Annotated in this window: 23 protein-coding genes; 11 read left to right on the plus strand and 12 right to left on the minus strand. The window is 52.4% G+C overall.

Annotation, left to right across the window (positions count from 1 at the left end):
- Positions 1 to 141 precede the first annotated feature (141 nt).
- Positions 142 to 870 carry a 3-deoxy-D-manno-octulosonic acid kinase gene (locus DS878_RS14765; protein WP_187298814.1) on the plus strand — a complete coding sequence of 243 codons (729 nt, stop codon included), beginning with the start codon at positions 142 to 144 and terminating at the stop codon, positions 868 to 870.
- On the opposite strand, the gene DS878_RS14770 is transcribed toward DS878_RS14765, so the two are convergent.
- From DS878_RS14770 to DS878_RS14780, 3 genes are read right to left on the minus strand one after another with little or no spacing between them, the layout of a single operon-like run.
- A complete protein-coding gene (locus tag DS878_RS14770) occupies positions 849 to 1,496 on the minus strand; it encodes an HAD family hydrolase (RefSeq protein WP_222837492.1) in 648 nt (215 codons plus the stop codon). The genes DS878_RS14765 and DS878_RS14770 overlap by 22 nt on opposite strands.
- Positions 1,493 to 2,230 carry a 3-deoxy-manno-octulosonate cytidylyltransferase gene (locus DS878_RS14775; protein WP_113816767.1) on the minus strand — a complete coding sequence of 246 codons (738 nt, stop codon included), beginning with the start codon at positions 2,228 to 2,230 and terminating at the stop codon, positions 1,493 to 1,495. The genes DS878_RS14770 and DS878_RS14775 overlap by 4 nt, the downstream gene beginning before the upstream one ends.
- A 7-nt stretch (positions 2,231 to 2,237) precedes the next feature.
- A complete protein-coding gene (locus DS878_RS14780; protein WP_113816768.1) occupies positions 2,238 to 3,836 on the minus strand; it encodes an aldolase catalytic domain-containing protein in 1,599 nt (532 codons plus the stop codon).
- Between the two features lie 203 nt (positions 3,837 to 4,039).
- On the opposite strand from DS878_RS14780, the gene DS878_RS14785 reads away from it, so the two are divergent.
- Genes DS878_RS14785 through rffA form a run of 8 tightly spaced genes read left to right on the plus strand, consistent with a single transcriptional unit; the run spans position 4,040 to position 11,955 of the window.
- Positions 4,040 to 5,113 (plus strand): glycosyltransferase family 4 protein, encoded by a 1,074-nt coding sequence (locus DS878_RS14785; protein ID WP_261977927.1) that lies wholly within the window; start codon positions 4,040 to 4,042, stop codon positions 5,111 to 5,113.
- Positions 5,114 to 6,181 (plus strand): CDP-glycerol glycerophosphotransferase family protein, encoded by a 1,068-nt coding sequence (locus DS878_RS14790; protein ID WP_113816770.1) that lies wholly within the window; start codon positions 5,114 to 5,116, stop codon positions 6,179 to 6,181. It abuts the gene before it with no gap.
- A 56-nt stretch (positions 6,182 to 6,237) separates the two neighbouring features.
- Complete coding sequence (locus tag DS878_RS14795; RefSeq protein ID WP_113816771.1) at positions 6,238 to 7,248, plus strand: hypothetical protein; 1,011 nt, start codon at positions 6,238 to 6,240, stop codon at positions 7,246 to 7,248.
- Entirely contained in the window at positions 7,245 to 8,291 is a 1,047-nt protein-coding gene (gene rfbB / locus DS878_RS14800; RefSeq protein WP_113816772.1) for a dTDP-glucose 4,6-dehydratase, read from the plus strand. Before DS878_RS14795 ends, rfbB begins: the two co-directional genes overlap by 4 nt.
- Before the next feature lie 22 nt (positions 8,292 to 8,313).
- On the plus strand, positions 8,314 to 9,225 hold the full coding sequence (rfbA, locus tag DS878_RS14805) for a glucose-1-phosphate thymidylyltransferase RfbA (protein WP_113816773.1): 912 nt from the start codon (positions 8,314 to 8,316) through the stop codon (positions 9,223 to 9,225).
- On the plus strand, positions 9,218 to 10,261 hold the full coding sequence (locus tag DS878_RS14810) for a TDP-N-acetylfucosamine:lipid II N-acetylfucosaminyltransferase (protein WP_113816774.1): 1,044 nt from the start codon (positions 9,218 to 9,220) through the stop codon (positions 10,259 to 10,261). The genes rfbA and DS878_RS14810 overlap by 8 nt, the downstream gene beginning before the upstream one ends.
- Positions 10,262 to 10,264: 3 nt before the next feature.
- Positions 10,265 to 10,828 carry an acyltransferase gene (locus tag DS878_RS14815; protein ID WP_113816775.1) on the plus strand — a complete coding sequence of 188 codons (564 nt, stop codon included), beginning with the start codon at positions 10,265 to 10,267 and terminating at the stop codon, positions 10,826 to 10,828.
- A complete protein-coding gene (rffA, locus tag DS878_RS14820) occupies positions 10,825 to 11,955 on the plus strand; it encodes a dTDP-4-amino-4,6-dideoxygalactose transaminase (protein WP_113816776.1) in 1,131 nt (376 codons plus the stop codon). The genes DS878_RS14815 and rffA overlap by 4 nt, the downstream gene beginning before the upstream one ends.
- Here the strand turns inward: rffA and DS878_RS14825 are convergent.
- The 4 genes from DS878_RS14825 to DS878_RS14840 all read right to left on the minus strand — a co-directional run bounded on the left by DS878_RS14825 (position 11,935) and on the right by DS878_RS14840 (position 17,097).
- Positions 11,935 to 13,962: an O-antigen ligase family protein gene (locus tag DS878_RS14825; RefSeq protein ID WP_113816777.1), complete on the minus strand. Its 2,028-nt coding sequence runs from the start codon at positions 13,960 to 13,962 to the stop codon at positions 11,935 to 11,937. The genes rffA and DS878_RS14825 overlap by 21 nt on opposite strands.
- Positions 13,963 to 13,987: 25 nt before the next feature.
- Positions 13,988 to 14,893: a lysophospholipid acyltransferase family protein gene (locus DS878_RS14830; RefSeq protein WP_113816778.1), complete on the minus strand. Its 906-nt coding sequence runs from the start codon at positions 14,891 to 14,893 to the stop codon at positions 13,988 to 13,990.
- Positions 14,890 to 16,305, minus strand: a complete 1,416-nt coding sequence (locus DS878_RS14835; protein ID WP_113816779.1) for a mannose-1-phosphate guanylyltransferase/mannose-6-phosphate isomerase — start codon at positions 16,303 to 16,305, stop codon at positions 14,890 to 14,892. The genes DS878_RS14830 and DS878_RS14835 overlap by 4 nt, the downstream gene beginning before the upstream one ends.
- A gap of 123 nt (positions 16,306 to 16,428) precedes the next feature.
- Positions 16,429 to 17,097: a YrbL family protein gene (locus DS878_RS14840; protein ID WP_113816780.1), complete on the minus strand. Its 669-nt coding sequence runs from the start codon at positions 17,095 to 17,097 to the stop codon at positions 16,429 to 16,431.
- Between the two features lie 84 nt (positions 17,098 to 17,181).
- Here DS878_RS14840 and DS878_RS14845 point away from each other — a divergent pair, with 84 nt between their 5' ends.
- Complete coding sequence (locus DS878_RS14845) at positions 17,182 to 17,865, plus strand: SGNH/GDSL hydrolase family protein (RefSeq protein WP_113816781.1); 684 nt, start codon at positions 17,182 to 17,184, stop codon at positions 17,863 to 17,865.
- Here the strand turns inward: DS878_RS14845 and DS878_RS14850 are convergent.
- From DS878_RS14850 to lpxL, 4 genes are all read right to left on the minus strand, one after another.
- Positions 17,843 to 18,817, minus strand: a complete 975-nt coding sequence (locus DS878_RS14850) for a glycosyltransferase (protein WP_261977929.1) — start codon at positions 18,815 to 18,817, stop codon at positions 17,843 to 17,845. The genes DS878_RS14845 and DS878_RS14850 overlap by 23 nt on opposite strands.
- A gap of 65 nt (positions 18,818 to 18,882) precedes the next feature.
- Complete coding sequence (locus DS878_RS14855; RefSeq protein WP_113816783.1) at positions 18,883 to 20,019, minus strand: glycosyltransferase family 4 protein; 1,137 nt, start codon at positions 20,017 to 20,019, stop codon at positions 18,883 to 18,885.
- Complete coding sequence (locus DS878_RS14860; RefSeq protein ID WP_113816784.1) at positions 20,016 to 20,996, minus strand: mitochondrial fission ELM1 family protein; 981 nt, start codon at positions 20,994 to 20,996, stop codon at positions 20,016 to 20,018. Before DS878_RS14860 ends, DS878_RS14855 begins: the two co-directional genes overlap by 4 nt.
- Entirely contained in the window at positions 20,983 to 21,930 is a 948-nt protein-coding gene (lpxL, locus tag DS878_RS14865) for an LpxL/LpxP family Kdo(2)-lipid IV(A) lauroyl/palmitoleoyl acyltransferase (protein WP_113816785.1), read from the minus strand. The genes DS878_RS14860 and lpxL overlap by 14 nt, the downstream gene beginning before the upstream one ends.
- Positions 21,931 to 22,052: 122 nt before the next feature.
- Between lpxL and waaA the strand changes: the two genes are divergently transcribed.
- Positions 22,053 to 23,306: a lipid IV(A) 3-deoxy-D-manno-octulosonic acid transferase gene (waaA, locus tag DS878_RS14870; protein WP_113816859.1), complete on the plus strand. Its 1,254-nt coding sequence runs from the start codon at positions 22,053 to 22,055 to the stop codon at positions 23,304 to 23,306.
- 86 nt (positions 23,307 to 23,392) lie between these two features.
- Here waaA and DS878_RS14875 read toward each other — a convergent pair whose 3' ends face one another.
- Positions 23,393 to 24,754 carry a TolC family outer membrane protein gene (locus tag DS878_RS14875; protein ID WP_113816786.1) on the minus strand — a complete coding sequence of 454 codons (1,362 nt, stop codon included), beginning with the start codon at positions 24,752 to 24,754 and terminating at the stop codon, positions 23,393 to 23,395.
- Between the last annotated feature and the right edge of the window lie 120 nt (positions 24,755 to 24,874).

A 24,874-nucleotide genomic window follows, 5' to 3' on the forward strand; every position in this document is an offset into this window, starting at 1 on the left:
TCATTAAATCCTTATGGCCTTCCATGGAGCTTTGCTCGCGATCATTGATAAACTTTGGAGTATTCTAACTGACTCAGCGGAAATCGTCTCAGATCGTTCGGGACGGTTGAACGCCATTTCATTCATATGAAGAGAGTTGTGATGGCAGAGGGTGTGTATATTTCGCGAAAACGTGACTTTGTATCTATAGCCCGTGAGGACTATGGTGCCGCTGTCACTCCGGAGTGGTTTGATCCGGATGCCTGGGGTGCCGCGGCGAAGCCAGTCACCAGCGGCGGTCGCGGAGGGGCATGGTTCGTAGAGACGGAGGACATGTCGGCAGTATTGCGAAAGTATCTGCGCGGCGGCTTTGTTGCAAGATTTTCTGAGTCCAATTATCTCTATCTTGGCGAAAAGCGGGTTCGTTCTTTTGCGGAATTCCGGCTCCTGTTAAAAATGCATGACGAGGGATTTCCTGTTCCCCGGCCTATTGCAGCAAGTTACAGGAAGACAGCTATAGCCTGTTATCAGGGCGTGATTCTTATTGAGCGGTTGAAGAATTCCGCGCCCTTGGCGGACAGTATTGGAGACCTGTCCCTGAATCGTTGGCGGGCGCTTGGTGAGACACTTCGCCGCTTTCATGATGCGGGTATATGTCATGCCGATTTGAACTGTTTTAATATTCTGGTCCGGGATGAAGGCTTTTATCTGATCGATTTTGATAAAGGCGAGGTTAAGAAAAAATCAACGCGGGCCGCTCCCTGGAAAGCGGCAAATCTGGCGCGACTTCGTCGTTCGCTGGAACGCCTGAATTGGCCCCAGGAAGGTGCAGGGGATCTTCAGGGGCGGTGGCTTGGACTGGAAGAAGGTTACCAGGGCAAGACCGGATGAGTGGTTATGTTGTTTAGGCGACAGTAGTCCGGCCACTGTCTGAACTCTGTCCATTGGCTGATAAAAACAAAGTCGAGATCTGCATTCCGGGCAGCCTCATGATCGTACCGGCTATCGCCAAGGAAGAGTGCTGGTTTGAGAATGTTTCCGCAGGATATCTCCCGGGCAAGGATCTGATCTTTACTGTCCGGACTGCCAAATATTCCTCCTTCAAAAAAGGGCAAGAGTTGCCGTTTCTCAAAAACATCCCTTAGCTCTTCCTGATCACTGCCGGAGACGATCAGCCAGCGGCAATCGGGCATTGATTCCTTTAGCTGGCTCAGGCCAGGAACAAGGTCGCACGACAATAGTCCCTCGAAGACCTGCTTCGCATAGTCTGCGAGGAGCTCGTCGCGGGAAGGTCCTCTGGTCCCTTCGGGAACCAGATGACTGAGAAAATAATCAAACTTGCGATACCTGGAAATGCCCCCATTGTTGCGGTGATAGTTCACGAGTTCACGCGCAAGGTCCTCGCCATAAGGCAGAGCTGCTTTGAAGAATGCGTCAGTCTTGAGACGGTTGGAGTCCAGAACGACCCCGTCACAGTCAAAAACCAAGGTGCGGTATTCCGATTTTTCACGAATCACGATGACCGTTCCCTCAGTACAGCCTCGACGCCGGGTACATCTTCCGGAACGTCGACGGCCAGACTGCCCGGGCGGGTTTCTATCATCTTTATTGGCACTCCAAGTTCGAGAAAGCGCAGGATTTCTATGTCTTCAGATTTTTCCAGCAGACTTTTTCGCCCAAAACGTTTGAATGCTGCCAGCTGGGGTTTACTGAATCCGTAAATGCACACCTGTTTTTTGTAGGCTTGAGGTGCATTCTTTGAATCTTTGAAACCGGGCAGGGCCATCCGGGATATGTAAATGAGCTGGTTGTTCTCAGTGGTAATGACCTTCGGGATATTAACGCTGTGAACATCTTCCTGCCCGGATATCCAGCTAAACCCGTTTATAACCGAACCCATGTCAGCCAGTTTAGCGTCTCGGATTCTCAGGATATCTTCTGGCATAACCAATGGTTCATCGCCCTGCACATTGATAAATACGTCCGCATCGATCTGTTCCGCCGCTTCGGCAAGCCGGTCGGTTCCAGTTAATGCTTCCGGACTGGTCATCACAGTCTGAAAGCCGGCCGCATTCACGACATCAGCAATACGGTGGTCATCTGTGGCCACGTACACGTGTTCAGCACCGACAGCCTGTGCTGAAAGCTCCGCAACCCAGATAACCATTGGTTTGCCGATGAGGTTGACGAGAGGTTTTCCAGGGTATCTGGAGGACGCATAGCGAGCTGGGATCAGTACGACGCTTCTCATATAGACCTCAGAGTGAGTAGATAGACTGGATGGGGAGTCGATAGCGCGTCGGAGTGACCGCGAGTAGTGGTGCTGCCCCACCGGCGCTGTAGTACGCATTAATGATCTGATTCATCTCGATGGATCTCGGGTCGTCGGCGCCATAGCCATCAAACCCGGCCATGAGAATCTGCGAGGCACCACCGCTGGCAATTGCGGCAAGTGCATAAGCTGCAACCAGAGATGAGGGTGCGGTGCAGCTTTCTGGGGAAAACCTGAAGGTGTCAGCCTCTACGCTGAGTCCGTAGTCCAACAAGGGCTTGTCGCCCAGAGCCTGCTTTACCTCAGCAGGTAACATGGATGCAGGAGTGATCAGGGGTTGCGGAAGGCGAGCGTGCTCACCGCAGTCCGCAAGCAGGCGCACAGGATGGCAGGCGACCCTGACATCAATCAGTGCTGCTGAAATATCCTGCTGTGTGTTTAGTGCCGCAACAACCGGTTGGTAGCGTTCAATATAACTCTCAAGTGCCATGCTATAGTGCTTAACGCTCGGTCCGGTTCCAAGCAATAAAACGGTTTTTCCTTTGAAAAGCTCGGCGGGGTTCCAGGTCCCCGTTGTTTCGCTCTTATAAAAATGCCGAGCAGCATCGAGCGTGTCGAGACTGAACTTTTTACCTCCTTCGACTCTCAGATGGTCGATTACTGCAAGCAGGTCTTCTTCTGTGTATCTTGAGTCTGCCAGCATGGACTGGATATATGTGGGGTGAATCCCGTACTTTCCTGCCAGATAATAATAGGGATTCGTACCCCATCCGTAATGCTCCTTCATTGGCTGAAAGTGGCTGCGGATCAGTGCGAGAAGTGATATCAGGTTTGGCTGTTCTGGCAAATCGTCAGCGACTGCAATGAGAAGCTCTTCCATTTTGGCATTGCCAGGGCCCCTGCCCATCCCGGTCACGGTGGCATCAATCCAGGTTGCACCTGCCTCTGCTGCAGCAAGAGCATTTTGCAGTGCACGCCCCTGATTATCGTGGGTGTGAATCCCTATGGCTCCCTGCCATCCGTCTTTGACTGACTCGACCAGGTTACGGGAATCAGCAGGGCTCATACTGCCCAGACTGTCGGCAACATAGAGCACGTCAATCGGGTAATTATTTGCCTGCTGGACCAGTTGCTTGATCTCATCGTGCGTTTTATCAGCAACCTGCATGAGATTATATCCGACCTGATAGCCTTTTTTCTGCAACCACTGTGAGACGGGCAGCACCTGTTCAAATTCATGGGCATGGCAGGCGATTCTTACAAGATCGACCGGGGAATTGCTGGCACTACCAGGGAATAGAACAGTTAGATTTTTCAGGCGCAGGTCCGGTGATACCAGCTCACTGGCATTTACCATGACGCTGACCTTCAGGCCTGACGGGATGTTCAGAGAGCTAAGGAATTCGTCGGAGCTATAGGCAAATGCCCCTTTGAATCCATTGGTATTCAGAGAGCGAAAGCCCAGCTCAACGACATCGACTCTTGCGGCCTGCATGGCTTCCAGGTACGCCTGAACCAAGGGGATATCGAAGTCCCAGGCATTGTAGTAACCACCGTCTCTTAATGTGCAATCGAGAAGGATCATTTATTATTCCCAGACGTTGGTTGGTTTCTGGCATCGAGGCCATGAACGGTTGTTCAGCGACTTTCTTTTTGCCAGGCAGTAGACTGTGCCATCAGAGGATACTATGTCGTAATAGTACTGCAATACGGCGTCACAAAAGAGAGTAGAAGGAATCGGGTTTGATTGAAATACAGTCTCCAGAAAAGCTCCCCGGAATTCTTTGTTTGACTGACAAGTGTGACAGGCCGGAGAGCGAGCTGTTTATCGGCTTGAGAAATGAAGGGTTCCCACTGGACGTCATGGCTAACCCGGATGGTGCGAACTTTGAGCGGTTGAGTAACGCCGGTTTGATTGTTGGCCGAATTGCCCTGAAAAATCGCTTTGATAAGGAAGGTACTGCGGCTATTCGCAAAGTGCTGGAGACGGGAGCCTACGATGTTGTGCATGTTTTCAATCCGCGCGCTCTTGCTTGTGCATTGAGGGCGAGTCGTGGAATGTCGATAAAAATAGTGGCTTATCGGGGCATTATTGGCAACATCAGCTACCTCAATCCGGAATCCTGGATTACCTTTCTCCATCCCAGGGTCGATTGTATCGTGTGTGTGGCGGAGGCCATCCGGAGGTATCTTGCGGGATTGCACTTTCTATGGCTGCATTTGCCTCCCTCCAAGCTGAAAACGGTTTACAAGGGGCATGACCTGGAATGGTATCGCGATACTCCTGCCGACCTGCAAGAATTTGGTATTCCGGAGGGCGCATTTACCATCTGCTGCACAGGAAGGGATGTGCCAAGAAAGGGGTTTGACGTGCTTGTCGAATCTCTGGCGCTATTGCCACCGGATGTTATTGTTCATCTGCTATTGGTGGGGGATCTGGACCGTAACGAGTCACTTCGTCAACAGGTGCAGGCAATGCCTCACCCTGAACGGGTGCACTTCACCGGATTCAGGAAGGATGCTCCTGCGCTTGCGGCGGCCAGTGATGTTTTTGTGTTGCCTTCCAAGGAACGCGAAGGCTTGCCCCGCGCGGTCATTGAGGCCATGTCATACGGCGTTACTCCTGTTGTAACGGATGTTGGCGGTATGCCTGAGCTCGTTGAGCATGGTGTAAGCGGACTGGTGGTGCCGCCGAATGATGCTCAGTCGCTTAGTGATGCACTATTGAAGCTATACCGCGACAGGGAACTTCTGGAACGGATGGGGGGTAATGCTCGCCGGCGGATAGAAACGGATTTCCATACCTCCCAGACTGTGCAGCAGATGGGTAACATTTATTGTGAGTTAACGGGTCAGAACTGAATGCGCCGCTACCTTTTCTTTGTTAATCAACCTTACTCCTATTCGATACTGCGCCCATTGCAGGCGGAAATCCGGCGCCGGGGCGACGAGGTTGCATGGTTTGTGGCCGGGTGTTCAACAGCCCCTCTGAAACCTGATGAGAAGAGGTTGAAGACCGTCAAAGAGGTGGAAGCCTATGGGGCTGAGGCGACATTTGTACCCGGCGATTGGGTGCCCTACTTTTTTCCGGGAATAAAAGTAGAGGTGTTTCATGGGATGGCGAGAAATAAACGGGGCCACAAAAGTGAGGATGAAAGTGACCACTACCGTATCCGAGGCTGGTTCGACCTCTACTGCACTCAGGCGAAGGGAGATACCGAAAAGTTTCAGGCTTTAGCGCAAGAACTCGGGCATTTTTCGGTCGTCAAGACTGGTTGGCCCAAGCTTGATCCATTGCTAAAAGATGCGGTTGGTGGTGAACGACCCCGTGCGAAGAATGAACCTCCAACGGTATTTTTCGCCTCAACCTTCAGCCGGTCGGTTACTTGTGCCCCGCAGCTGGCAGACAAAATCGAGACGCTCTCGCAGAGCGGCCGGTGGCGCTTTATTGTGACGCTGCATCCGAAGATGGAAAAGAGCATCGTTGAACGGTACCGGTCTATGCAGGGGGCCAACCTGAGGTTTGTTGAGAGCGATGAGGACCTGGTTCCGCTTTTGTCTGAAGCCGATCTTATGTTGTGTGATACCTCGTCTATTATGTTTGAATTTATGTTTCTCCAGCGGCCTGTAGTGACCTTCCGTACAAAAATGCCAGGCCCTTATCTAATCGACATTCATGACGTTGAGCAATTGGATGATGCGCTTGCAGAGGCTGCCCAGCGCCCGAAAGAGCTTCTTGAGGCTCAAAGGCATCTGTGCCGGGATCTCCATGAATTTGATGATGGGCGTTCGAGTGAGAGAGTTCTGGATGCGGTTGATCAGTTCCTGAATGAACAGGTACACACATTAAAAAGCAAGCCTTTAAACCTGATCAGAAAATTAAAGGTCCGGCGTCGCCTGCGCAGAGAATTGGCTAAAACACCTCACTGAATAACGGTACTTTTGATGTCGAAATTGGGAACTGGTTTTCCGGAAAAGGGCCGTTCATGAGCGGTCGGGATGTATTTTTGGCCAGCACTCCGTTTCAGCTTTTAGGCTGTGCGGAGGCACGATCATATTATGCTGTTGAACAGCCTCTACTGGTTATTGTTCGCCCTGACAATAAGACAACGGAACAGCAGATGGCGTTTTTGGTAGCGAAACTGGCCTGGTCAGGGGAGGTTGTATGGCTGCCAAAGCGACTGTTTTACATCAGGATCTGGCTGCTTCTTCGCAGGTTGAAAAGCGAGCCGCTCAATCGATTGTTTGTCGGAAATAAAGGAAGCTGGATGCACGAAATTTTTTTTCGTGTTCTCGTACCATCAAAAATACTTTTTCTGGACGATGGGTTAGGCGCTACGGTTCTATATTATGACGCTGCTAAGCGGGGTATAGTGGCGTCAAAAATCTCGAACCGGAAAGGCCGCTTGCTGGCCATGATGGGCATCAGGCTTGCGCCGCTTCGAAAGATAAAAATGACGTTTTTCACATGCTTTCCGCTGTCTTCTATCGAGTCTGTTGACATAGTGCAGCATCACTTTCAGGTTTTCAGGGGTCTGTTCGGTCTCAATCAGCATCAGACTGATAGTCCGAAAGGTAGGGGAGTGGGCTATCTGGGACAAAATCACGGAAAACAGGCACTTCTGGAGCGGCTAAGAGAGCATTTGTTGTATTTGAAGGGCCGCCACCCTGACGCGGGACTGGTCTATTTTATGCACAGAAAACAGCGGCCAGAGTTGTTGGCACCTTATTTTCAAGGGATACCTGTCCGCATGCAGTCGAATTCAATGCCCATCGAAATTGCGATGGCGTTGTCAGATGACAGACTTGAAGCGTTTTACGGCTTTACTTCCACGGCACTGTTTTCGCTAAAAAAACTTTTTCCGGACCTTTCCGTTTACCGTATATCTGATGAGGGTGTGTCCGATGCCATTCATCACCCTGAAGAACTATGGCAAATACTGGATCATGCCGGTGTCGAGACAGTTGAGTTCAATCCGGATGGGAGTGTGGTATGAAAATTCTGGTAACCGGAGGTGCTGGATTTATTGGCTCGGCGGTGATTCGTTATCTTTTGGCAAAGACTGATGCCGACATAGTGAATGTTGATGTTTTGACCTATGCGGGCAATCTTGAGTCGCTGGGCGACGCATCTGCTAGCGGGCGATACTGGTTTGAGCAGGTTGATATCTGCGATCCGGTTGCGCTACAGGCTGTTTTCGAACGTTACCAGCCGGATGCTGTTATGCATCTGGCAGCAGAGAGTCACGTCGATCGTTCGATAGATGGGCCTGCTGCATTTGTTCAAACGAATATTGTGGGGACATACACGCTGCTTGAGGTAGCACGAGGGTATTGGTTAACTCAACCCGAGAATAAACGGGAGCAGTTTCGTTTTCACCATGTCAGCACTGATGAAGTATATGGCGACCTGAATGCTTCGGATCGACCGTTCACCGAAACCACGAGATACTCACCCAGTTCGCCATACTCTGCCAGCAAGGCCAGTTCGGATCACCTGGTTCGGGCTTGGCACCGGACGTATGGGTTGCCCGTCGTCGTCAGTAATTGCTCGAACAACTACGGCCCTTATCAGTTTCCGGAAAAGCTGATTCCTCTGATGATTCTGAATGCTTTGGATGGCAAGCCTTTACCGGTATACGGCGACGGCCTTCAGGTTCGCGACTGGTTGTTTGTAGAAGATCACGCGGAGGCGCTATACACCGTGTTGATGCATGGTAATCCAGGCGAAACCTACAACGTGGGTGGGCAGAGTGAGAAAACCAATATGGAGGTTGTCCATTGTCTGTGCCAGTGTCTTGATGACCTTGTGAAAGACAAACCCCCTGGCCTTTCTAGTTTTAAAGCGCTGATCTCCTATGTGACGGATCGACCGGGACACGATCGTCGCTACGCCGTCGATATCGAGAAGATCAGTCGAGAGTTGCAGTGGAAACCAAATGAAACCTTTAATTCCGGTATGTGGCGAACGGTGAGATGGTATCTCGACAACCTCGACTGGTGCCATCGTATTCTTGATAGATCCGACAATAAACACTGACACTCGGCAAAGTTGAGCGATTATGAAAGGTATTATTCTTGCCGGGGGCACCGGCTCTCGTCTATTTCCCATTACCATGGGTGTTTCCAAGCAGCTGTTGCCGATATATGACAAGCCAATGATTTACTATCCGCTTTCGGTTCTGATGTTGGCGGGTATCAGTGACATTCTTATTATTACCACGCCAGAGGATGCCCCTGCATTTAAACGCTTATTGGGCGATGGACGGAGGTTTGGTATTCAGCTGAGCTATGAGACTCAGGATACTCCTGACGGGCTGGCCCAGGCTTTTTTGATAGGGGAGGAGTTTATTGGTACCTCCGATGTTTGTCTGGTTCTTGGAGACAACATCTTTTACGGGCAAGGTTTTACGCCGATGTTGAAGAGTGCAGTGCGCAAACTTCAGCAAAAACAAGGTGCGATGATTTTTGGATATCAGGTCAAAACGCCGCAGGATTTTGGGGTTATCGAGTTTAATAGTGAGATGCAGGCGGTATCGCTGGAGGAAAAACCGATTTACCCTAAATCAAATTTTGCGGTAACGGGCCTTTATTTTTACGATAATCAGGTTGTTGAGATAGCAAAGAAAGTAGCTCCATCTGCCCGGGGCGAACTCGAAATAACTGCCATTAATAACGCATACCTCAAAGATGGAGCTCTTGCTGTTCAGCTTCTGGGGCGAGGGTTCGCCTGGCTGGATACAGGTACTCACGGGACGCTTCTGGAGGCAGCACAGTTTGTTGAAACCATTGAAAAACGGCAGGGATTCAAAATTGCCTGTCTTGAAGAGATTGCCTGGCGTAATGGGTGGTTGGATAATGCGGGTATGCTCAACGCAGCAGCATTTTATGCAAAAAGTGGGTATGGCGCATACATTCGGGACTTGGTTAACGAGGCCGGAATGACAAACAAGAGTGACGCTTTCGTTGAGTAAGCACAGAATTCTACATATTTGCCGGGCAGAAAAGTTCATCCCTCCGTTTATCGATCTGGTGCAAGCCAATTTTGATCCGGAATTGCATGAGTTCGTCATATTTGGTGACCACAAGAAGTTCAGCACTGAGGGGTGCTCTGGAGTTCACCGTATACCGAATGACTTTGTCGGGAAAACAGCGGGTAAAGCCCGGTTGATTTTTCAGATGCATCGTGCGGATCGAATCATTCTTCACGGGTTGTTCACCCGTGTGGTCACTAAAATGCTGTTCCTGATGCCCTGGCTGCTGAAAAAGACTTACTGGTTTATCTGGGGTAATGATCTTTACGGTAAAAAAGCACCGGGCTCAAACCCAGGCCTGAAGAACATTTCCCGGCGTTTTGTTATCAGGCACCTTGGCCACCTCGTGACTCATGTGCCAGGCGATATTGATCTCGCAAGGTCTTGGTATGGAGCTGGTGGTAAGGCCCATCATTGCCTGATGTATACCTCAAACGTGTTTTCAGAACCTTGCGTTGGTGAAAGACCTACTGGATTTGTTGAGATTCAGGTAGGCAATTCTGCAGATCCCAGTAACAATCATCTTGAAGTTTTCGAAAAGCTTGCAGCCCTGCAAACCGATAATTTCCGCGTGTCTGTGCCACTTTCATATGGAGATCAGCAGCATGCCAGGCGAGTGATAGAGAAAGGCAAAAAGTTGTTTGGAGACAGATTTGTGCCTCTTGTAGACTTTCTACCCTTGCACCAGTATCAGGGATTTCTTGCGACAATTGATATCGCTATTTTCAATCACAAGCGACAGCAGGGCTTGGGGAATCTGGTATCGCTTCTTGGGATGGGAAAGAAAGTCTATCTGCGGCGCGATGTTTCAACCGCCAGAATGCTGGACTCGTTGGAAGTTGGTTGGTTCGATGTTGAAAAAATCGACTTGTCTCCACTCCCGGACCCTTTGAAGGATGGTAACGTACAACGGATCCGGCAAGCCTACTCAAAGCCTAATCTGATCGCGCAACTTGATGAGATCTTTAAGGGGTAAGAGATGGGCTACCTTTCGGAAACCGAGCTTAGAAAAATGAAATTCAAGAGCCTGGGGCGAGATGTCAAAATAAGTGACAAAGCGAGCATCTATAACGCCGAGATGATGGATATAGGTGATTTTTCCCGGGTTGATGATTTTTGCATTCTTTCCGGAAAGGTTTCCCTGGGTCGTTATTGTCATGTGACTCCGATGTGTCTGATTGCTGGTGGAGTGCCGGGAGTCGAGCTCAGAGATTTTTGCACTTTGGCATACGGTGTAAAGATCTTTGCTCAGTCTGATGACTACTCTGGTGAAACCATGGTTAATTCTCTAGTTCCTCGGGAATATAAGTCAGAGTATTTTGCATCAGTTTTGGTAGAACGGCAGGTCATCATCGGTACTAACTCAGTGGTGTTTCCTGGAGTGACGGTTGCCGAAGGCTGCGCAATAGGTGCTATGACACTTGTTACAAAGAGTACTGAACCATGGGGAATATACGTTGGAAGTCCGGCGAGACGGATGAAAGCGAGAAAACAAGGGCTGAAAGAGCTTGAACACAAATTTCTACAGGACGCAGGTACGTGATCCCCTTTAACCGGCCTCCCACAACGGGAGAAGAGTTGCGTTATATTGAAGAAGCCCTGGGGCAGGGGAAACTTTCTGGTGATGGCCCTTTCCATGAACGCTGTCATCAGTGGTTTGAAGATCAGTTAGGTTGCAGCAGAGCATTTTTGACCCCTTCCTGTACACATGCTCTCGAGCTGGCGGCCCTGTTGATCGATGTGAAGCCTGGCGATGAAATTATTATGCCAAGCTACACGTTTGTCAGCACTGCGAATGCCTTTGTACTTCGTGGAGCTCGCATTGTTTTTGTTGATATCCGCCCGGACACTATGAATATCGACGAGACGCTCATCGAGCAAGCCATTACCGAGAAAACTCGGGCGATTGTTCCGGTGCATTATGCCGGTGTGGGGTGTGACATGGACGCTATCATGGAGCTCGCCAATCGCTACGAACTTTATGTTATCGAAGATGCAGCTCAAGGTATGATGGCCCGATACCGAGATCGTCCTCTGGGCACTATGGGGCACCTGGGTGCTTTCAGCTTTCATGAAACCAAAAACTACACCAGTGGTGGCGAAGGCGGACTACTTATCATTAATGATGAGAGTTTTGTTAAGCGGGCTGAAATCATTCGGGAAAAGGGCACCAACCGCAGCCAGTTTTTCCGAGGTATGGTCGATAAATACAGTTGGGTCGGGCTGGGGAGTAGCTACCTGCCATCCGAGCTTCAGGCTGCTTATCTCTGGGGCCAGCTAACTCGCGCAGAACAGATTCGTGAGAATCGCCTGGCGATCTGGAATGGGTATCACAAAGCTTTAAGACCCCTGATTTCAACAGGTGTTGTCGATGGCCCTGAATTGCCGAAAGCCACCGCACACAACGCCCATATGTATTTTATGAAAGTTCGGGACCTTGAACAGCGGTCAGCATTGATTGAACATTTCAAGCAGTCGGGCGTTATGGCTGTGTTTCACTATGTTCCATTGCACTCCACCCCCTTCGGTCTCACAGTGGGAGACTTTTGCGGAGAGGACCGGTATACGAGCCGGGAGAGTGAGCGCCTGTTGCGGCTACCGATCTGGTATGGCATGTCATCTGAAGCGCAGGAACATGTCATTCAGTCGTTACTTGCCTTCTTCGACTGATGGGTGTTTTTTTCGTTTTGAGTCCAGCGTCCATAAACCCGCATACTTGTTAAAAGTCACCTGGGCGTAAGTGACTGCTGTCAGGTACCCGACTGCGCCATCAAGAAACCCGAACCGGATAAAATAAACCTGCACGAATGTCATTAACCCCCTGAGAGTAGGGTAAATCATAGTGCGGGTTTTCTTGCCCTTACGGTGCTTTTCCAGCGATCCCAGCCAGGCATATTTAGCGCTTTTCTCCAGGGAATGGCCAAAGTCTCTATGGGTATAGTGGGTCAGTCTTCCCCGCAAGGTTTTGGTTTTTCGTCCTGACGGAATCAGGATGCGTTCGTGAACCAAAGCGTCGGAAAAGCGTACACCCTCCCGCCGGAACAGCCGCAGAGGTGCCCGGCCACTGCGGCCGAAATCCAGGCGGGCGCCATAAATAGTGACGGCCCAGGGGAGTTTGTATGCATCAGCATCCGGGTCGGCAAGTCGGTGATTGATTTCACGAGCCAGTTCCGGAGTTATACGTTCATCAGCATCCAGCGACAGCACCCAATCGCCCGTGGCTTTTTCCAGGGCTCTCTGTTTCTGGATGCCAAAGCCGGGCCAGTCGGTGATTTCAACGATGTCGGCATACTGCTTTGCAATCTCGACGGTTCTGTCGCTACTTCCGCTATCAAGGACGATGATCTCGTCAGCAACCAGTCTGGCCGACTTCAGGCAATCGGCAATATGGTCTTCCTCGTTTTTCGTGATAATTGTTGCGGATACTTTTTTGGTCCGTTGCCGCACATAAGAAGTGCTCAGTTCGTTAAACAATGCTGCGGCAATACCGGCAACCGATAGCAGGTAGAAGGTCAGGAACAGGGTGCGGTTGAATGTCGCCTCGGTCAGCCCGAAGAGAAGATAGCCAGCGCTGACCATCGAACCGGCTACTGCGAGATGTGCTGTAGCCATATGAGTGCTGAACAGGTGTCGTGCAAACGTGACCAGTGGAATAAAAATCAGAAAAGCCCAGCTGAGAATGCCTGGGATGCCACTAGTGGCAGCGACGTTTATCAGGTCATTGTGAGCGTGTCCGGAGCAGCAGTCGAGCAATGCGGTAGTAGTCTCGCCGGAGGCGACCGAAGCTTCGATTTCGTGTGTATACCCTCCAAGCCCGACTCCGGTCCATGGATTGTCTGCAAACATTTGCCAGGCCTGCCCCCACACTTCCTTGCGGATTGTGATGCTGGAATCCTGATTGGCATTTTGCAGGAATTCATCGAGATGGCCGGATACGCGGTCATTTGTTGCGATGGCGGCTATCAGTAGTAGGGGAATGGCAATTATCCCTGCGATGCGTAGCTTTCTGTGGAGTAACGGAACCATAAGCAACAGCAGAAATGGCAGGGCAACCAGGTTACTCCTGGTTTGCGATAGCATGGCAATCACAACAGCTGCAGCTCCCGGAATGATAAGGATAAGGGCAAAAGAGAGCCCCTTGCTGCGGTAAAGAAAAAGTCCGCCAGTCAGGGTGAGCAGGCCTCCCAGCAATGCAATATTCCCAAAGATGATCGGGTTTATGCCACCGCTAAACCGGCTGTTCAAAAGTTGGTGTAACGAACCCTGGTTTTCGATCAGCGCTGAGCCCAGCATGCCTATAACGGATGCTGCCATCAGCCCTGTTGCGGCAAACAGAGTGCCCGCGTTCAGTCGGGTATAACTCAACGCAATAATCAGTGGCCAGAACAGGATGAGCCGGGCGTGAGTGCCAAAGGTTTTTCCGCCCTCGTAACTGAAACCCTCAATTGTCCAGGAGCAGAAACTCACGAGGACGAAAAACCAGAAAGCGAAGTGTAGCAGGCGTAGCTCTTTTGGCTTGTCCCATCCTGTCTGATACAGGGATTTCTGGTAGCTGATCACAAGACCAGCGATAGCAAGCAGTATGGTGGCGCCTGCCAGAATACTGGAAGAAAGAAGTGCCCCCGCGATGCCGAGCACAAAAAGCAGGTGGATAGGCTTTTTGATGTAATTGGTCATGTTGGACTGTCCGACAGGCAAGGTATCAGCATACCCGGTCCGGTTTATAAGGATTGACTTCGCCGGGTGGCCGGTGCCGCATGCGTTTGTATTCCCATTGGTATTGTGCGGGAATATTCCGAATACATTGTTCGACCGTGCGGTTCAGCGCTGTAGTTGCTGTGACGGGGTCCTTGCTATCAAGGCCTGGCTCGGTTTCACGCACGACAATCCGAAAGCCTCCGGCATTCTCAAGTCTTTCGGCGTAGGTTACCAGAGCCTTGGCGCCAGTCCGCTGCATAAGCTTCGACACCAGAGTCATGGTTTTGACGTCCATGCCAAAAAACGGAGCAAAAGCGTTGCCTTTGCCGCGAGGGGACTGGTCGGGAAGAATACCTGCAACGCCACCCTCCCGTAGAATTGATGTCAGCCTTGCAAGTCCGCGCCTGTCCCCACGCACGAGCTCTGAGCCGAGCCTGCCACGGACACGGATCATGTAGTCTTCGAATTCCGGCATGTTCGGAGGGCTGTACAGTGCAGCCATTTTGTAACGGGATGAGAAAAACAAGCCTGCCAGTTCCCAGTTTCCCAGGTGGGGCGCGAGCAGGATCAGTCCGCTGCCGTCAGCCATTGCTTCATCTATGAGCTCAAGGCCTTCTGTTTCCCGAACCAGATTAAAGCATTTTTCAACCGGCCACTCCCACATCAAAGGGACTTCAAGCATTGTCATCCCCGTATTCATCAGGGATTCTTTTGCCATGGCGGCGTGATCGGTTTGTGAGAGTTCTGGAAAGCAAATGGAGAGGTTAATGTCAGTAACCTCCCGAGGCTGGGTGGGGAACCTCCACATAAGCAGGCCCACCAGTTTGCCTATTCTCTGGGCATTAGCGAGAGACAGCCAGCCCGCCATGCGAAGAAGGCCTGCAACAACAAAGTATTTCAGCTTGCTCATTTTCTGCCGTACCGGTCTTCGTATCTGACGATGTCATCTTCGCCAAGATAGGAGCCTGATTGCACTTCAATCAGTTCCAGATCGATAACGCCCGGGTTTTCGAGAGAATGTATCTGGCCTATGGGAATGTATGTGGATTGGTTTTCCGTAACCAGATAGGTTTTTTCACCATTGGTTACTCGTGCGGTACCACTGACGATAATCCAGTGTTCGGCGCGATGGTGATGCATCTGAACGGATAGCTTTGCGCCGGGCTTTACTGTGATTCGCTTCACCTGGTAACGCGCACCGTTGTCTATCGAGTCGTAGATACCCCAGGGACGATAAACTTCCCGGTGATTCATATGCTCATGTCTGCCATCACTGCGTATTTGCTCCACCACAGCTTTCACGTCCTGCACCTTGTCTTTGTGCGCGACAAGTACCGCGTCTTTGGTCTCGATTATCACGAGATCATCAACTCCGATCGTCGCCACCAGACGACTGTCAGCGCGAACAAGGGTATTGCGGGTTTGGTGGGCTATTACGTCGCCGTTCAGGCTGTTTCCATCGGAATCTTTTTCGCTGACATCCCAAAGCGCCGACCAGGATCCAATGTCACTCCATCCTGCGTCGAGGGACACTACCGCAGCATGATCGGTTTTCTCCATGACCGCGTAATCCACAGATTCAGAAGGGCATTTCTCGAACAGCTCTGAGTTCACCCGGATAAAGTGAAGATCCGCATGGGTGTCTGTCATAGCTTCGCGACAGGCCGTCAGAATATCGGGGCGGTGTTGCCCGAGTTCTGCCAGATATTGCCGCGCGCTAAACAGGAACATGCCACTGTTCCAGAGATACTCTCCGGATGCGAGATAGTTCTTAGCTGTCTCAAGATCAGGTTTTTCCACAAAACCATCAACGGAATAACAGTCAGCCGCAAGTTCCCTGCCGCGATGTATATAACCGTATCCGGTTTCCGGTTGCTGGGGAACAATTCCGAAGGTTACAAGTTTGCCCTCGTTGGCCAGAGGTACAGCTTTTGCCACGCCTTTCTGGAAGGCATCTACATCGGTGATCAGATGATCGGCTGCAAGTACCAGCATGAGCGGATCTTCGCCATTCGCATTTTCGTACAACTGGAGCGCCGCCAGTGCAATAGCCGGTGCAGTATTGCGTCCGCAGGGTTCAAGAATAATGCAGCTATCCTCGTGGCCGGATTGTCGCATTTGTTCTGCAGCCAGAAAACGATGCTCTTCATTACAGATCAGGAGTGGCTTTTGTACCTCCATTCCATCAAGCCTGGCCACTGTAGACTGGAGCATCGAGAGCGGGCCGTCTGTCAGTTTGAGAAACTGTTTGGGGTTCAGTTGTCGTGACAGCGGCCAAAGTCGCGAACCGGTGCCGCCAGCCATAATGACGGGGTGAATCATGAGCATACTCCGGGCTTGAGTGTGTGGAGGCTTTTGTAAACAGTTGGCTGAAGTGCGGAATCTTACCATATGGATTGATTATCAACAGCGAGCCCGCACCGTATTGCCGTGACCCTGAAAGACTTACAGCCGTTGTGATGCTTCCCAGCTCTCTTTTTTGTCGCTGAGCTCCCAAGTAATACGCTTGTAAAAGCGCCTGATTCGCCGCGATATATAACGTTTTCGCCAGGCTGGAATTGTTGACAGACTGTTCTGCATATTGGGCGCCCCGAGTCCATCGACCAGAAAAAGTTCCGGTTGGTTGTTGCGTTCGACTACAACCAGATTGTGAGGCAGGAGGTTTCTGGTGAGTATGCCCGTTGCTTCAAGCCAATCACAAAAGCGCGCTGAAGCCGCCTTTATGGGTTCGTCAAAGCCGTGGTTTTGCAGATAACTCTCAAGCGTTTGGGCAGGGTTGCCCTGGTCATCCACAAGCACTTCGCTTTCGTTTGCGATGCCCAGGGATGTCGGGGTTTCGCCGTAGAACCTGGGGAGGTGTTGCCAGACGGTGCTTTCATGGCCCTGGCTGATTAACGATACAACCGCACTCTGCTTATGTGCGAGCTGTTCCTGCTTATTGTCGTTCAGTCTGGATTTCCCCAGGATTTTCTTGAGGGGCTGTTGCCTCTCGTACCTGGCTTCAATGTTCTCCGGGCGGATTACCTTGAGGCATCGGCCGGGATTTTCCGGGTGCCAGTAGCAGTGGCGGTTGTAGCCAGAGGCAAAGGGCTTCTGTTCTGAAAGGTCGATCACGGCAGAGCTTTTTCTCCAGGTGTTCTATCATGGTTGCCACTGTTTAATGCTTAACCGTTCTGATAGCGGCAGGAGCTTGATGCAATGAGTGTAATGATGGCCGGTAAAGGTTGTGTGGCGTTTGGAGATTGTAACACAGAGGGTTTCCGGACCCTTGAAGGGCCTGTGTGGGCTCAGCATGTTGCAAGCGCACTGAAGTTGGAGCTGGAAAATTGTGGTCATACCATGAGCACCACCCGGGAGCTGCTCGAATACGCCAGAGAATTTCCGCCGTCGGCATACCCCTTTGTGTTCATCCAGTACGGGCTGGTTGACTCATGGCACACTTTTCGTGGTGCTCCTTACGTTCTTTACTACCCGGACAGTCCACGCCGGAAACTGGCAAGAAAACTGGTCAAGAAGCTGAAAAAATGGGCGCGTCATCTCAAGCTCCAGAAGAGGCTGGGGGCTGTCGAAGTAGTGCCTTTAGATGAGTATATTGAAAACATAAGAGTCGTGCTCAGGTCAGCACCGGAGAGTCAGTTTGTTCTTGTGGCGACGGCGCCGAATCTCGATATTTCCCGGAACCCCGGAATTCAGCAATATAACGAGGCTCTTTCCACTCTTGCCAGCGAGGAGCATAACGCAACCTGTGTCGATGCCTGGGATGATCTTTGGGGCCAGGCGGAGGCCTGTCTGATGGAAGACGGTACGCATCTGACATCCCGGGGCCATCGCCTTATTGCTGACAGGGTGCTGGATGCGCTCAGGAGTGAGACTTCCCGTTGAGAAGCTCGAAATAGAAAGCTTCTGTCCGGCTCGCCATTGCCTCCAGTGTCAGCTCTCGCGAGGCATATTCAAAACATGCAGCCTGGCTCGTTTTCAGTTCTTCCAGGTCTGACAACTGTTCTGAAAGCATTGTTTTCAGTGCGCTCAGGTCTGTTGCCTTTGCAAGACTCTCTGCGGGAAGGAGGTCGATCGCCCCATTTACCGGCGTCGACAATACCGGGCACCGGGCAATCAGTGCTTCTATCAGCGAATAGGGGAAACCTTCCCGTTGGGAACTGACCACACATACAGATGCACGGGTAAGCCAAGCGGCCGGATTTTGCTCATAACCGGGGAGCTTTATAAAGTGCCCGGCGCCAAGCTCCTGGATCAGGGCCTTTAATCGGGGAGCTTCCGAGCCCTCACCCAGAATATAAAGTGGTATTGGCGGTTTGATATATGCCCATGCAGAGATAAGGTTATCAAATTGTTTGACGGGCTCGAGGCGTCCTATGGCCAGCGCAAACACAGGCACTTCGGGAAGCGGGAAGGTGGTTTCAGCGCCTATGTTCTGCGGTTTGATTCCATTGTAAATGAGTTTTGCGTTGAGGGGCTGCAGCGTCTGGCAGATTCCTTTACTCACGGCGATCACGCCATTAAGTTTACGGAAGGCTTTGTGACTGGATTTGGTTCCGTGGACAGTGCCAACCTTGATGCTCCGGGATTCCCTCGTGCCAGACAGCAGTGCTGCTGCCTTGTTGCCCTGGGCGTGAACCACGTCGGGAGAGAGCTTGTTGAGCGTTTGCCTTAAGCGTAAGGCCAGCCAGGGGTTTCGCCGCCCCAGGTGGAGCGGTAAAGACTGAAAGTTCACAGTGGCGGGAAAACGCTGTTGGTAGTCCGGATGCGCAAGAACATGCACCCTATGGCCGCGGCGGGCAAGCTCCCCGGACAGGTCCGCTGTATGCTGCTCCATTCCTCCCCAGCCTTGGCCGGGGGTAGCAATGATCAGAACGATGGTGAGTCTGCGCGGAGTGGTCATTAAGGCATAGTCGAGGGCTTAGGATGCGTCAGCTGGGGCTTTCCCAGCACTTTCCGGTAGACCTCCAGCGTCGATTCTGTTTGCGCCTGAAGGCGAAACCGGAACGGGATCTCGATATTCGATGTTTCTGCATTCAGCAGTCTGAGCGCAACCTGGGCGAATTCATGGGTGTCATCCGGCGTTACAAGGCCGTCCCGGAAACAGGCCTGAAGTGTTTCTGCTGCCCCTCCACGGTTAAATGCAACGACGGGCGTACCGGATGACAGGGCTTCGGTAACTGTGCGGCCAAAGGGCTCCGGTTTTGTCGACATGTGGCAGACAAGGTCAGAAAACAAGTAGAGCTCTGCCATGTCATCCCGCTGCCCGAGGAAGGTAACTTTGTGGGCAAGCCCAAGCCTGGCCCGGTGCTGTTCAAGCTCTTCCATAAAATGCTCTTTGCCCGGTTCTGCACCGCCGACAATGATGCCGTGGCAGTCGGGTTTTTCGCGGGTAATTTCTGCCATCGCCTCAAGAAACTGAAGTTGGCCTTTCCATCGGGAAATGCGCCCGGGCATCATCAGGATATGCTTGTTCTCAAGCTCCGGGAACTGTGTAACCAGTGCCTGCTGCCAAACTGTGCTCAGTGCCCGGTGCTGAAAATAATCTACATCTACGCCGCGCTGTATCACCGTCAGGTTTTGTTCCGGAACCTGAAAATTACGCAGTACATAGTCACGAACACAGTTTGAAACCGCAATCACGTGATCTGATTTCGCCATGATGGCGCTGTATGGGTTAACGGAATACATACCGTGAAAGGTTGAAACTATCGCAGGGCGTTGATGCATGGGTAAGCCTTTCCATGCGAGGCGTACAATCCATGCAGGCATGCGAGAGCGTACGTGAATAATGTCTGGCTGCAGATCCCGGATCAGCTTTCGCATAGGCAGGATCTGACCGAACGATGCGGGCGATTTACGGTGAATTGGCATCTGGATATGAGTCGAGCCCTGTTCTTGCAGGCGCTTTGCCAGCGGGCCACCGTTGGACACCACAAACGATTCATGGCCGTGTCGTACCAGATCAGATGCAAATTCCACGGTTCCTCTTTCCACTCCGCCACTGTATAGGGCCGGCAGTGCCTGAAGAATTCTCAAGTAGTCTTCCTCTTTTGTTCTTTTCGTTTTTTACCTGCATCCGGAGAGAACCAGCGCTGGATTACCCATTGCGCCGCCCGGTCCGCCTCCCATAGAGCCTTCTCCTGGCCGAGTTTTCCGCCCATTACCGTAGCATGATCACTCCAGCGCGCCACATAGCCGGCTTCGACCAGGCGTTGGACGCCGCTTGCAACCCGGCTGCCTGACCGTTCAGGTAGCTGGAATAGTCCAGTGGGCACACCGGATGTTGCGGCTTCACACACCATAGACATGCTGTCCGGTGTTACCCAGATGGCCCTGGATGCAGCAACGCGATGGCTGAGCCAGTCTTCATGGGTTCTGTCGGGGTCTGCCACGGTGATCCGGAGACCTGCAAGTTCATTCAGTCTTGCTCTGAGAGCTTCCGGTGTTCGTCTTGAGCCACTGATTGTCCAGCGCCACTGGGGGTATTCGCCAATCAGGTGAGTGATCTGTCCGAAAACAACGTCATCGTCCCAGTCAAAATGCGGCGAGGGCCCGCCCAGTAACAACAGGGCCTCGGGTTTGTCAGTGATTCTGGCCAGGGGGGTGACCGTGTTGATGACGCCTTCTGTAACAAGAGTATCCGGGTTCTGGGCTACCCCGTCATGGGCTGGAATAATTGCGCCGTCGACCCAGATGCGCGGGAACCCTGGTTTCATAATGACCAGTGATTTTGCCTTCTTCAGTCGTCTTAACGCTAGCAACAGCCGGTGAGTGCCGGTACCGGCAGCGATGATCAGATCCGGGTGGGGAAGTGTTTCATCCAGTGGGGGCGGTATGGCCAGTAAAGCGCGCCACAAGGGCACGCTAATGTCGTCAGCATTGACCCAGAACAGGCTGGCACCGGCTTTGACCCGCAGCCGGTTGCCCAGGCCTCTTAACTGATTCCGGTGCCCGGGTTTATTGTCTGTGAGCAGCCAGATTACGGGTGCTGCTGATGCTTTATTTGTCGCCATAAAAGCCCGGGTCGTCCTTGTCCGGTCGCGTTTTAAAGCGCCGGTGCATCCAGAGGTACTGGTCTGGGGCGCGCCGTATCTCCCGTTCAATAGTCTCGTTGATCACAGTTGCGTCCTGAAGATCATCACCACTGGGGAATGATTCCAGCGGGGGATGAAAATAGATATCGTAACCGGGTTTGTCTTCTCGCCGGAAGTGGCTGAAAGGCACAACCTTGCAATGGCTCCGTGCTGCAATTCGTGATGCAGCGGTGATTGTACCTGCCGGAACGCCAAAGAATGGCGCAAATACAATGTCCTTACGTCCATAGTCCTGATCAGTCGCATACCAGACAGTGCGGTTGTTCCGCAGGCTTCGGAACAGGCCGCGAAGGTCCCTTGCCCCCAGGACGGTTCCATACCGGCGCTCCCGTGCGCGGGTCATGACGGCATTCATCAGTGGATTGTTGTGGTCTCGCTGCATTACATCTGCGTCAATGTACTCGGTAACCAGGCTGCCGCCGAGATCCAGTGTGCTGTAGTGGCCTCCCAGCAACAGGACACCACTGCCTTCCGCAAGAGCCTTATCAAGATGCTCCTTGCCATGAACTTCCGTAATGCCTGTGAATTCCGCAGGATTCCGGAACCATGCAATTCCGAGCTCAACCAGGCCTATGCCATTTGCGATAAAAGTCTTGCGAACCAGAGCATCCTGCTGCGCACGGGTAAGCTCCGGGAAGCACAAGCGGATGTTCACTTCGGCGATATGGCGGCGCCTGGGGGCAAAGCGCCAGGCCAGCATGCCTGCCAGCTTGCCGAGCCACCATTGAAACCGGATAGGGAGTTGAGCCACGCACCACATAACTGCAATCCCGGCCCAGGTTGGCCACCAGCGCGGATGGCGATAAGCAGAGTAATCGGTATTGCGTGGCTGCCGGCGGTATTTCTTTTTCACTGAAAGCAGATCCCGGGAGGTTAATGAATGACTTGTCTGGCTATGGTGCCCGGCAGGGTCAGTCAGAAGCAAATCAACAGGGTTTAAGATATGATAGCGCACTGGTTTGCCGGGAGTCCTGCGTGCTTCAATTTATCTATTCACAGCTTATACGGTTGCTTCTGCCATTTATTCTGTTGCGTTTGTGGTGGCAAGGCCGTCAGGCCCCGGAGCTGCGACGGAACTGGCAGCAGCGTCTTGGGTTTATTCCCAGAATCAGTGGCACAGTGGTTTGGGTGCATGCGGTGTCGGTTGGCGAGACCATTGCTGCTGCACCAATGGTGAGGCGCCTGCTTGCCCGCAGCCCCGGAATTACTATTCTGATGACTGCCATGACAGATACAGGCCTTACACAGGCCATGAAAATGTTCGGTGATCAGGTGCAGTATGCATACGCACCCTACGACACTCCCGGTTCGATCCGTCGTTTTCTGAATAGGGCTAATCCTAAAATTCTGGTTATCATGGAAACCGAAATATGGCCGAACATGATACGCCAGAGCCGCTCCCGGCGTGTACCCGTATTTCTTATCAATGCCAGGCTTTCAGAGCGCTCTGCCCGGGGTTATGAACGGGTTAAAGGTCTCGTTGCTCCGATCATGCGCAGTATCAGTTGGGTGGCAGCGCAGGCTGACAAGGACGCGGAGCGGTTTCGCAGGATTGGTGTTGCCGCCTCGAAGGTGGCGGTTACGGGAAGCGTGAAATTTGATGTGGATATTCCTGAAACTGTCCGGGAGGCTTCGCAAAAACTCAAAGTATCTTTTGCCTCACGTCCGGTCTGGGTTGCCGGCAGTACCCATGAAGGTGAGGATGCACAGATATTGGCTGCCCACCGGCAGCTTCTTAATGATCATCCGGATGCTTTGTTGATTCTGGTACCTCGTCACCCGGAGCGTTTTGAACCAGTTGCAGGCAAAGTGACCAAGCTGAAATTTTCTCTGGCACGAAGATCCCTTGATGAGGATCCCTCAGGTGCGGAGGTTTATCTTGGGGATACCATGGGTGAACTGATGATGCTTTATGGCGCCGGCGACGTGGCATTTGTGGGTGGTTCGCTGATTGAGCGGGGAGGGCACAATCCGCTGGAGCCTGCAGGCTGGGGAATCTCCGTTATCTCCGGGCCCCATGTATTCAACTTTGAAACCATTTATCAGCGGCTTCTCGACGATCGCGGGGTGACAATGGTCGAAGGTGCTGATGAATTATATCGTCGCCTGCTGGTTCTGTTTAATGATGCGGATGAACGCGAGGCCAGCGGTCAGCGTGCACTGTCTGTAGTCAGCAAGAACAGGGGAGCGCTGGACAGGGTGGTTGACGGGATTATCGAGAGGATCTGAGGCGGTCAGCTCTTTAATGGTTAAGAGCTGGCTCCGGGTGAGGAAGTTCACTCCTCACCCGGTTTTCGCCACTCTGCCGGTATAAATCAGCGACTGGGATCTTCCAGGGTCTCCTGGTCATTGGCCAGAGCTTCTATGCCGGGGGCGGTGGCGCTCAGCCAGTTGTTCAGTTCAATCAGATCTCTCGGGCTGAGCGTGCCCGCAGCCTGCTTCAGCTGAAGCGAGTTGTTCACATAGTCATAACGGGCGTTGGCGTAATCGCGCAGTGCTACATAGTAGGCCCGTTCCGCATCCAGCACCTCAACGATATTCCGGGTGCCGACATCGTAGCCCGCACGGGTGGCATCCAGAGCACTACGGCGGGAAATAATGGTGCGCTCCAGAGCCGATGCGGTTTCAATGTTGTTGTTAATGGTCAGGTACAGGCTACGGGTGTTAACCCGAACGTCGCGACGAACGGTGTTCAGGGACTGCTCTGCGACGGTTACCTGTGACCGCTGCTGGCGAACACCGGCCTGGATGCCGCCACCGGCATATATCGGGACACTCAGGGTCAGGCCGACGCTGCCCTGAGTGCCGTCGAACTGACTGGTGGTACCGTTAGCAATGCTGGTATCACTATAGGAAGCACTCAGATCCAGAGTCGGATAATGCCCGGCTTTGGCTTCTTTCAGGAGGGATTCGCTGGCATCAAGCAGGTGTAGGGTAGACTGAATTGACCAGTTCTGCTCCAGAGCGGTGGCTTCCCAGGCGGCAGGATCCATTGGTTCCGGGTGACTGAGAGGGAAATTCTGGCGTAGGTTTTCAAGTTCCTCCGGGTACTCACCAGTCAGCCTTGCCAGTTGTTCCCGGGCAATGTTCAGCTGGTTCTCCGCTGCAATGCGCTGGCTTTTGCTGTCGTCGTAACTGGCTCGCGCTTCGTACACTTCGGTGATGGCGATCAGGCCCACATCAAAGCGTTCTTGTGCCTGTTCGTATTGGCGCTGGATGGCGGCTTCGGTGGCACGGGCTGTGGTGACAGTATCCTGGGCCCGGAGCACGTCGAAGTAAGCGGTTGCTACATCCAGAATGAGCTGCTGTTGCGCGAGGTTATAGTCGGCTCGGGCTGATTCCGTCTGAAACTGGCTGGCGTCATAGCGGAACCAGTTGCCAGCGCGGAATACGGGTTGGGTCAGCTGAATGCCGTAGGTCAGTTCGCGGTAGCTGTAATCTGCAGTAGGGCCGCCGTCGAGGTCAACCATGTTTCCTTCACCATAGGCGCTGATCTGAGGTAGCAGGTAGCTCTGGCTGACGTCGCTGGCTGCTTGCTGGGCCTCATAGCTCGCGCGGGCCGCAGCAATGCCAGAGTCATAAGAGAGTGCTTTCTCGTAGGTCTCTACCAGGTTCAGGGAAAGGGCCGGCTGTGCCGTCAAGAGGCCAATCAGTCCGGAAAGCAGTCGTTTCTTCATCATTACTCCTGAATACATGTGCGCATCTGCGCCCACCCGGGGCGCTGAAAAGGAATGCCGGATCGCTCCTGGTGACATGGAGGCGATACCATTGGTGGCATGAGTAAGTCGAGCCGGCCG

The organism is Marinobacter sp. F3R11 (assembly GCF_003318275.1).
Lineage (GTDB): Bacteria > Pseudomonadota > Gammaproteobacteria > Pseudomonadales > Oleiphilaceae > Marinobacter.

Coding starts and splice junctions, on each gene's coding strand:
- DS878_RS14765 (WP_187298814.1), top strand. CDS start 142: ATGGCAGAGGGTGTGTATATTTCGCGAAAACGTGACTTTGTATCTATA.
- DS878_RS14775 (WP_113816767.1), bottom strand. CDS start 2,230: ATGAGAAGCGTCGTACTGATCCCAGCTCGCTATGCGTCCTCCAGATAC.
- DS878_RS14780 (WP_113816768.1), bottom strand. CDS start 3,836: ATGATCCTTCTCGATTGCACATTAAGAGACGGTGGTTACTACAATGCC.
- DS878_RS14790 (WP_113816770.1), top strand. CDS start 5,114: ATGCGCCGCTACCTTTTCTTTGTTAATCAACCTTACTCCTATTCGATA.
- DS878_RS14795 (WP_113816771.1), top strand. CDS start 6,238: ATGAGCGGTCGGGATGTATTTTTGGCCAGCACTCCGTTTCAGCTTTTA.
- rfbB (WP_113816772.1), top strand. CDS start 7,245: ATGAAAATTCTGGTAACCGGAGGTGCTGGATTTATTGGCTCGGCGGTG.
- rfbA (WP_113816773.1), top strand. CDS start 8,314: ATGAAAGGTATTATTCTTGCCGGGGGCACCGGCTCTCGTCTATTTCCC.
- DS878_RS14815 (WP_113816775.1), top strand. CDS start 10,265: ATGGGCTACCTTTCGGAAACCGAGCTTAGAAAAATGAAATTCAAGAGC.
- DS878_RS14825 (WP_113816777.1), bottom strand. CDS start 13,962: ATGACCAATTACATCAAAAAGCCTATCCACCTGCTTTTTGTGCTCGGC.
- DS878_RS14830 (WP_113816778.1), bottom strand. CDS start 14,893: ATGAGCAAGCTGAAATACTTTGTTGTTGCAGGCCTTCTTCGCATGGCG.
- DS878_RS14835 (WP_113816779.1), bottom strand. CDS start 16,305: ATGATTCACCCCGTCATTATGGCTGGCGGCACCGGTTCGCGACTTTGG.
- DS878_RS14845 (WP_113816781.1), top strand. CDS start 17,182: ATGAGTGTAATGATGGCCGGTAAAGGTTGTGTGGCGTTTGGAGATTGT.
- DS878_RS14850 (WP_261977929.1), bottom strand. CDS start 18,817: ATGGAGCAGCATACAGCGGACCTGTCCGGGGAGCTTGCCCGCCGCGGC.
- DS878_RS14860 (WP_113816784.1), bottom strand. CDS start 20,996: ATGGCGACAAATAAAGCATCAGCAGCACCCGTAATCTGGCTGCTCACA.
- DS878_RS14875 (WP_113816786.1), bottom strand. CDS start 24,754: ATGAAGAAACGACTGCTTTCCGGACTGATTGGCCTCTTGACGGCACAG.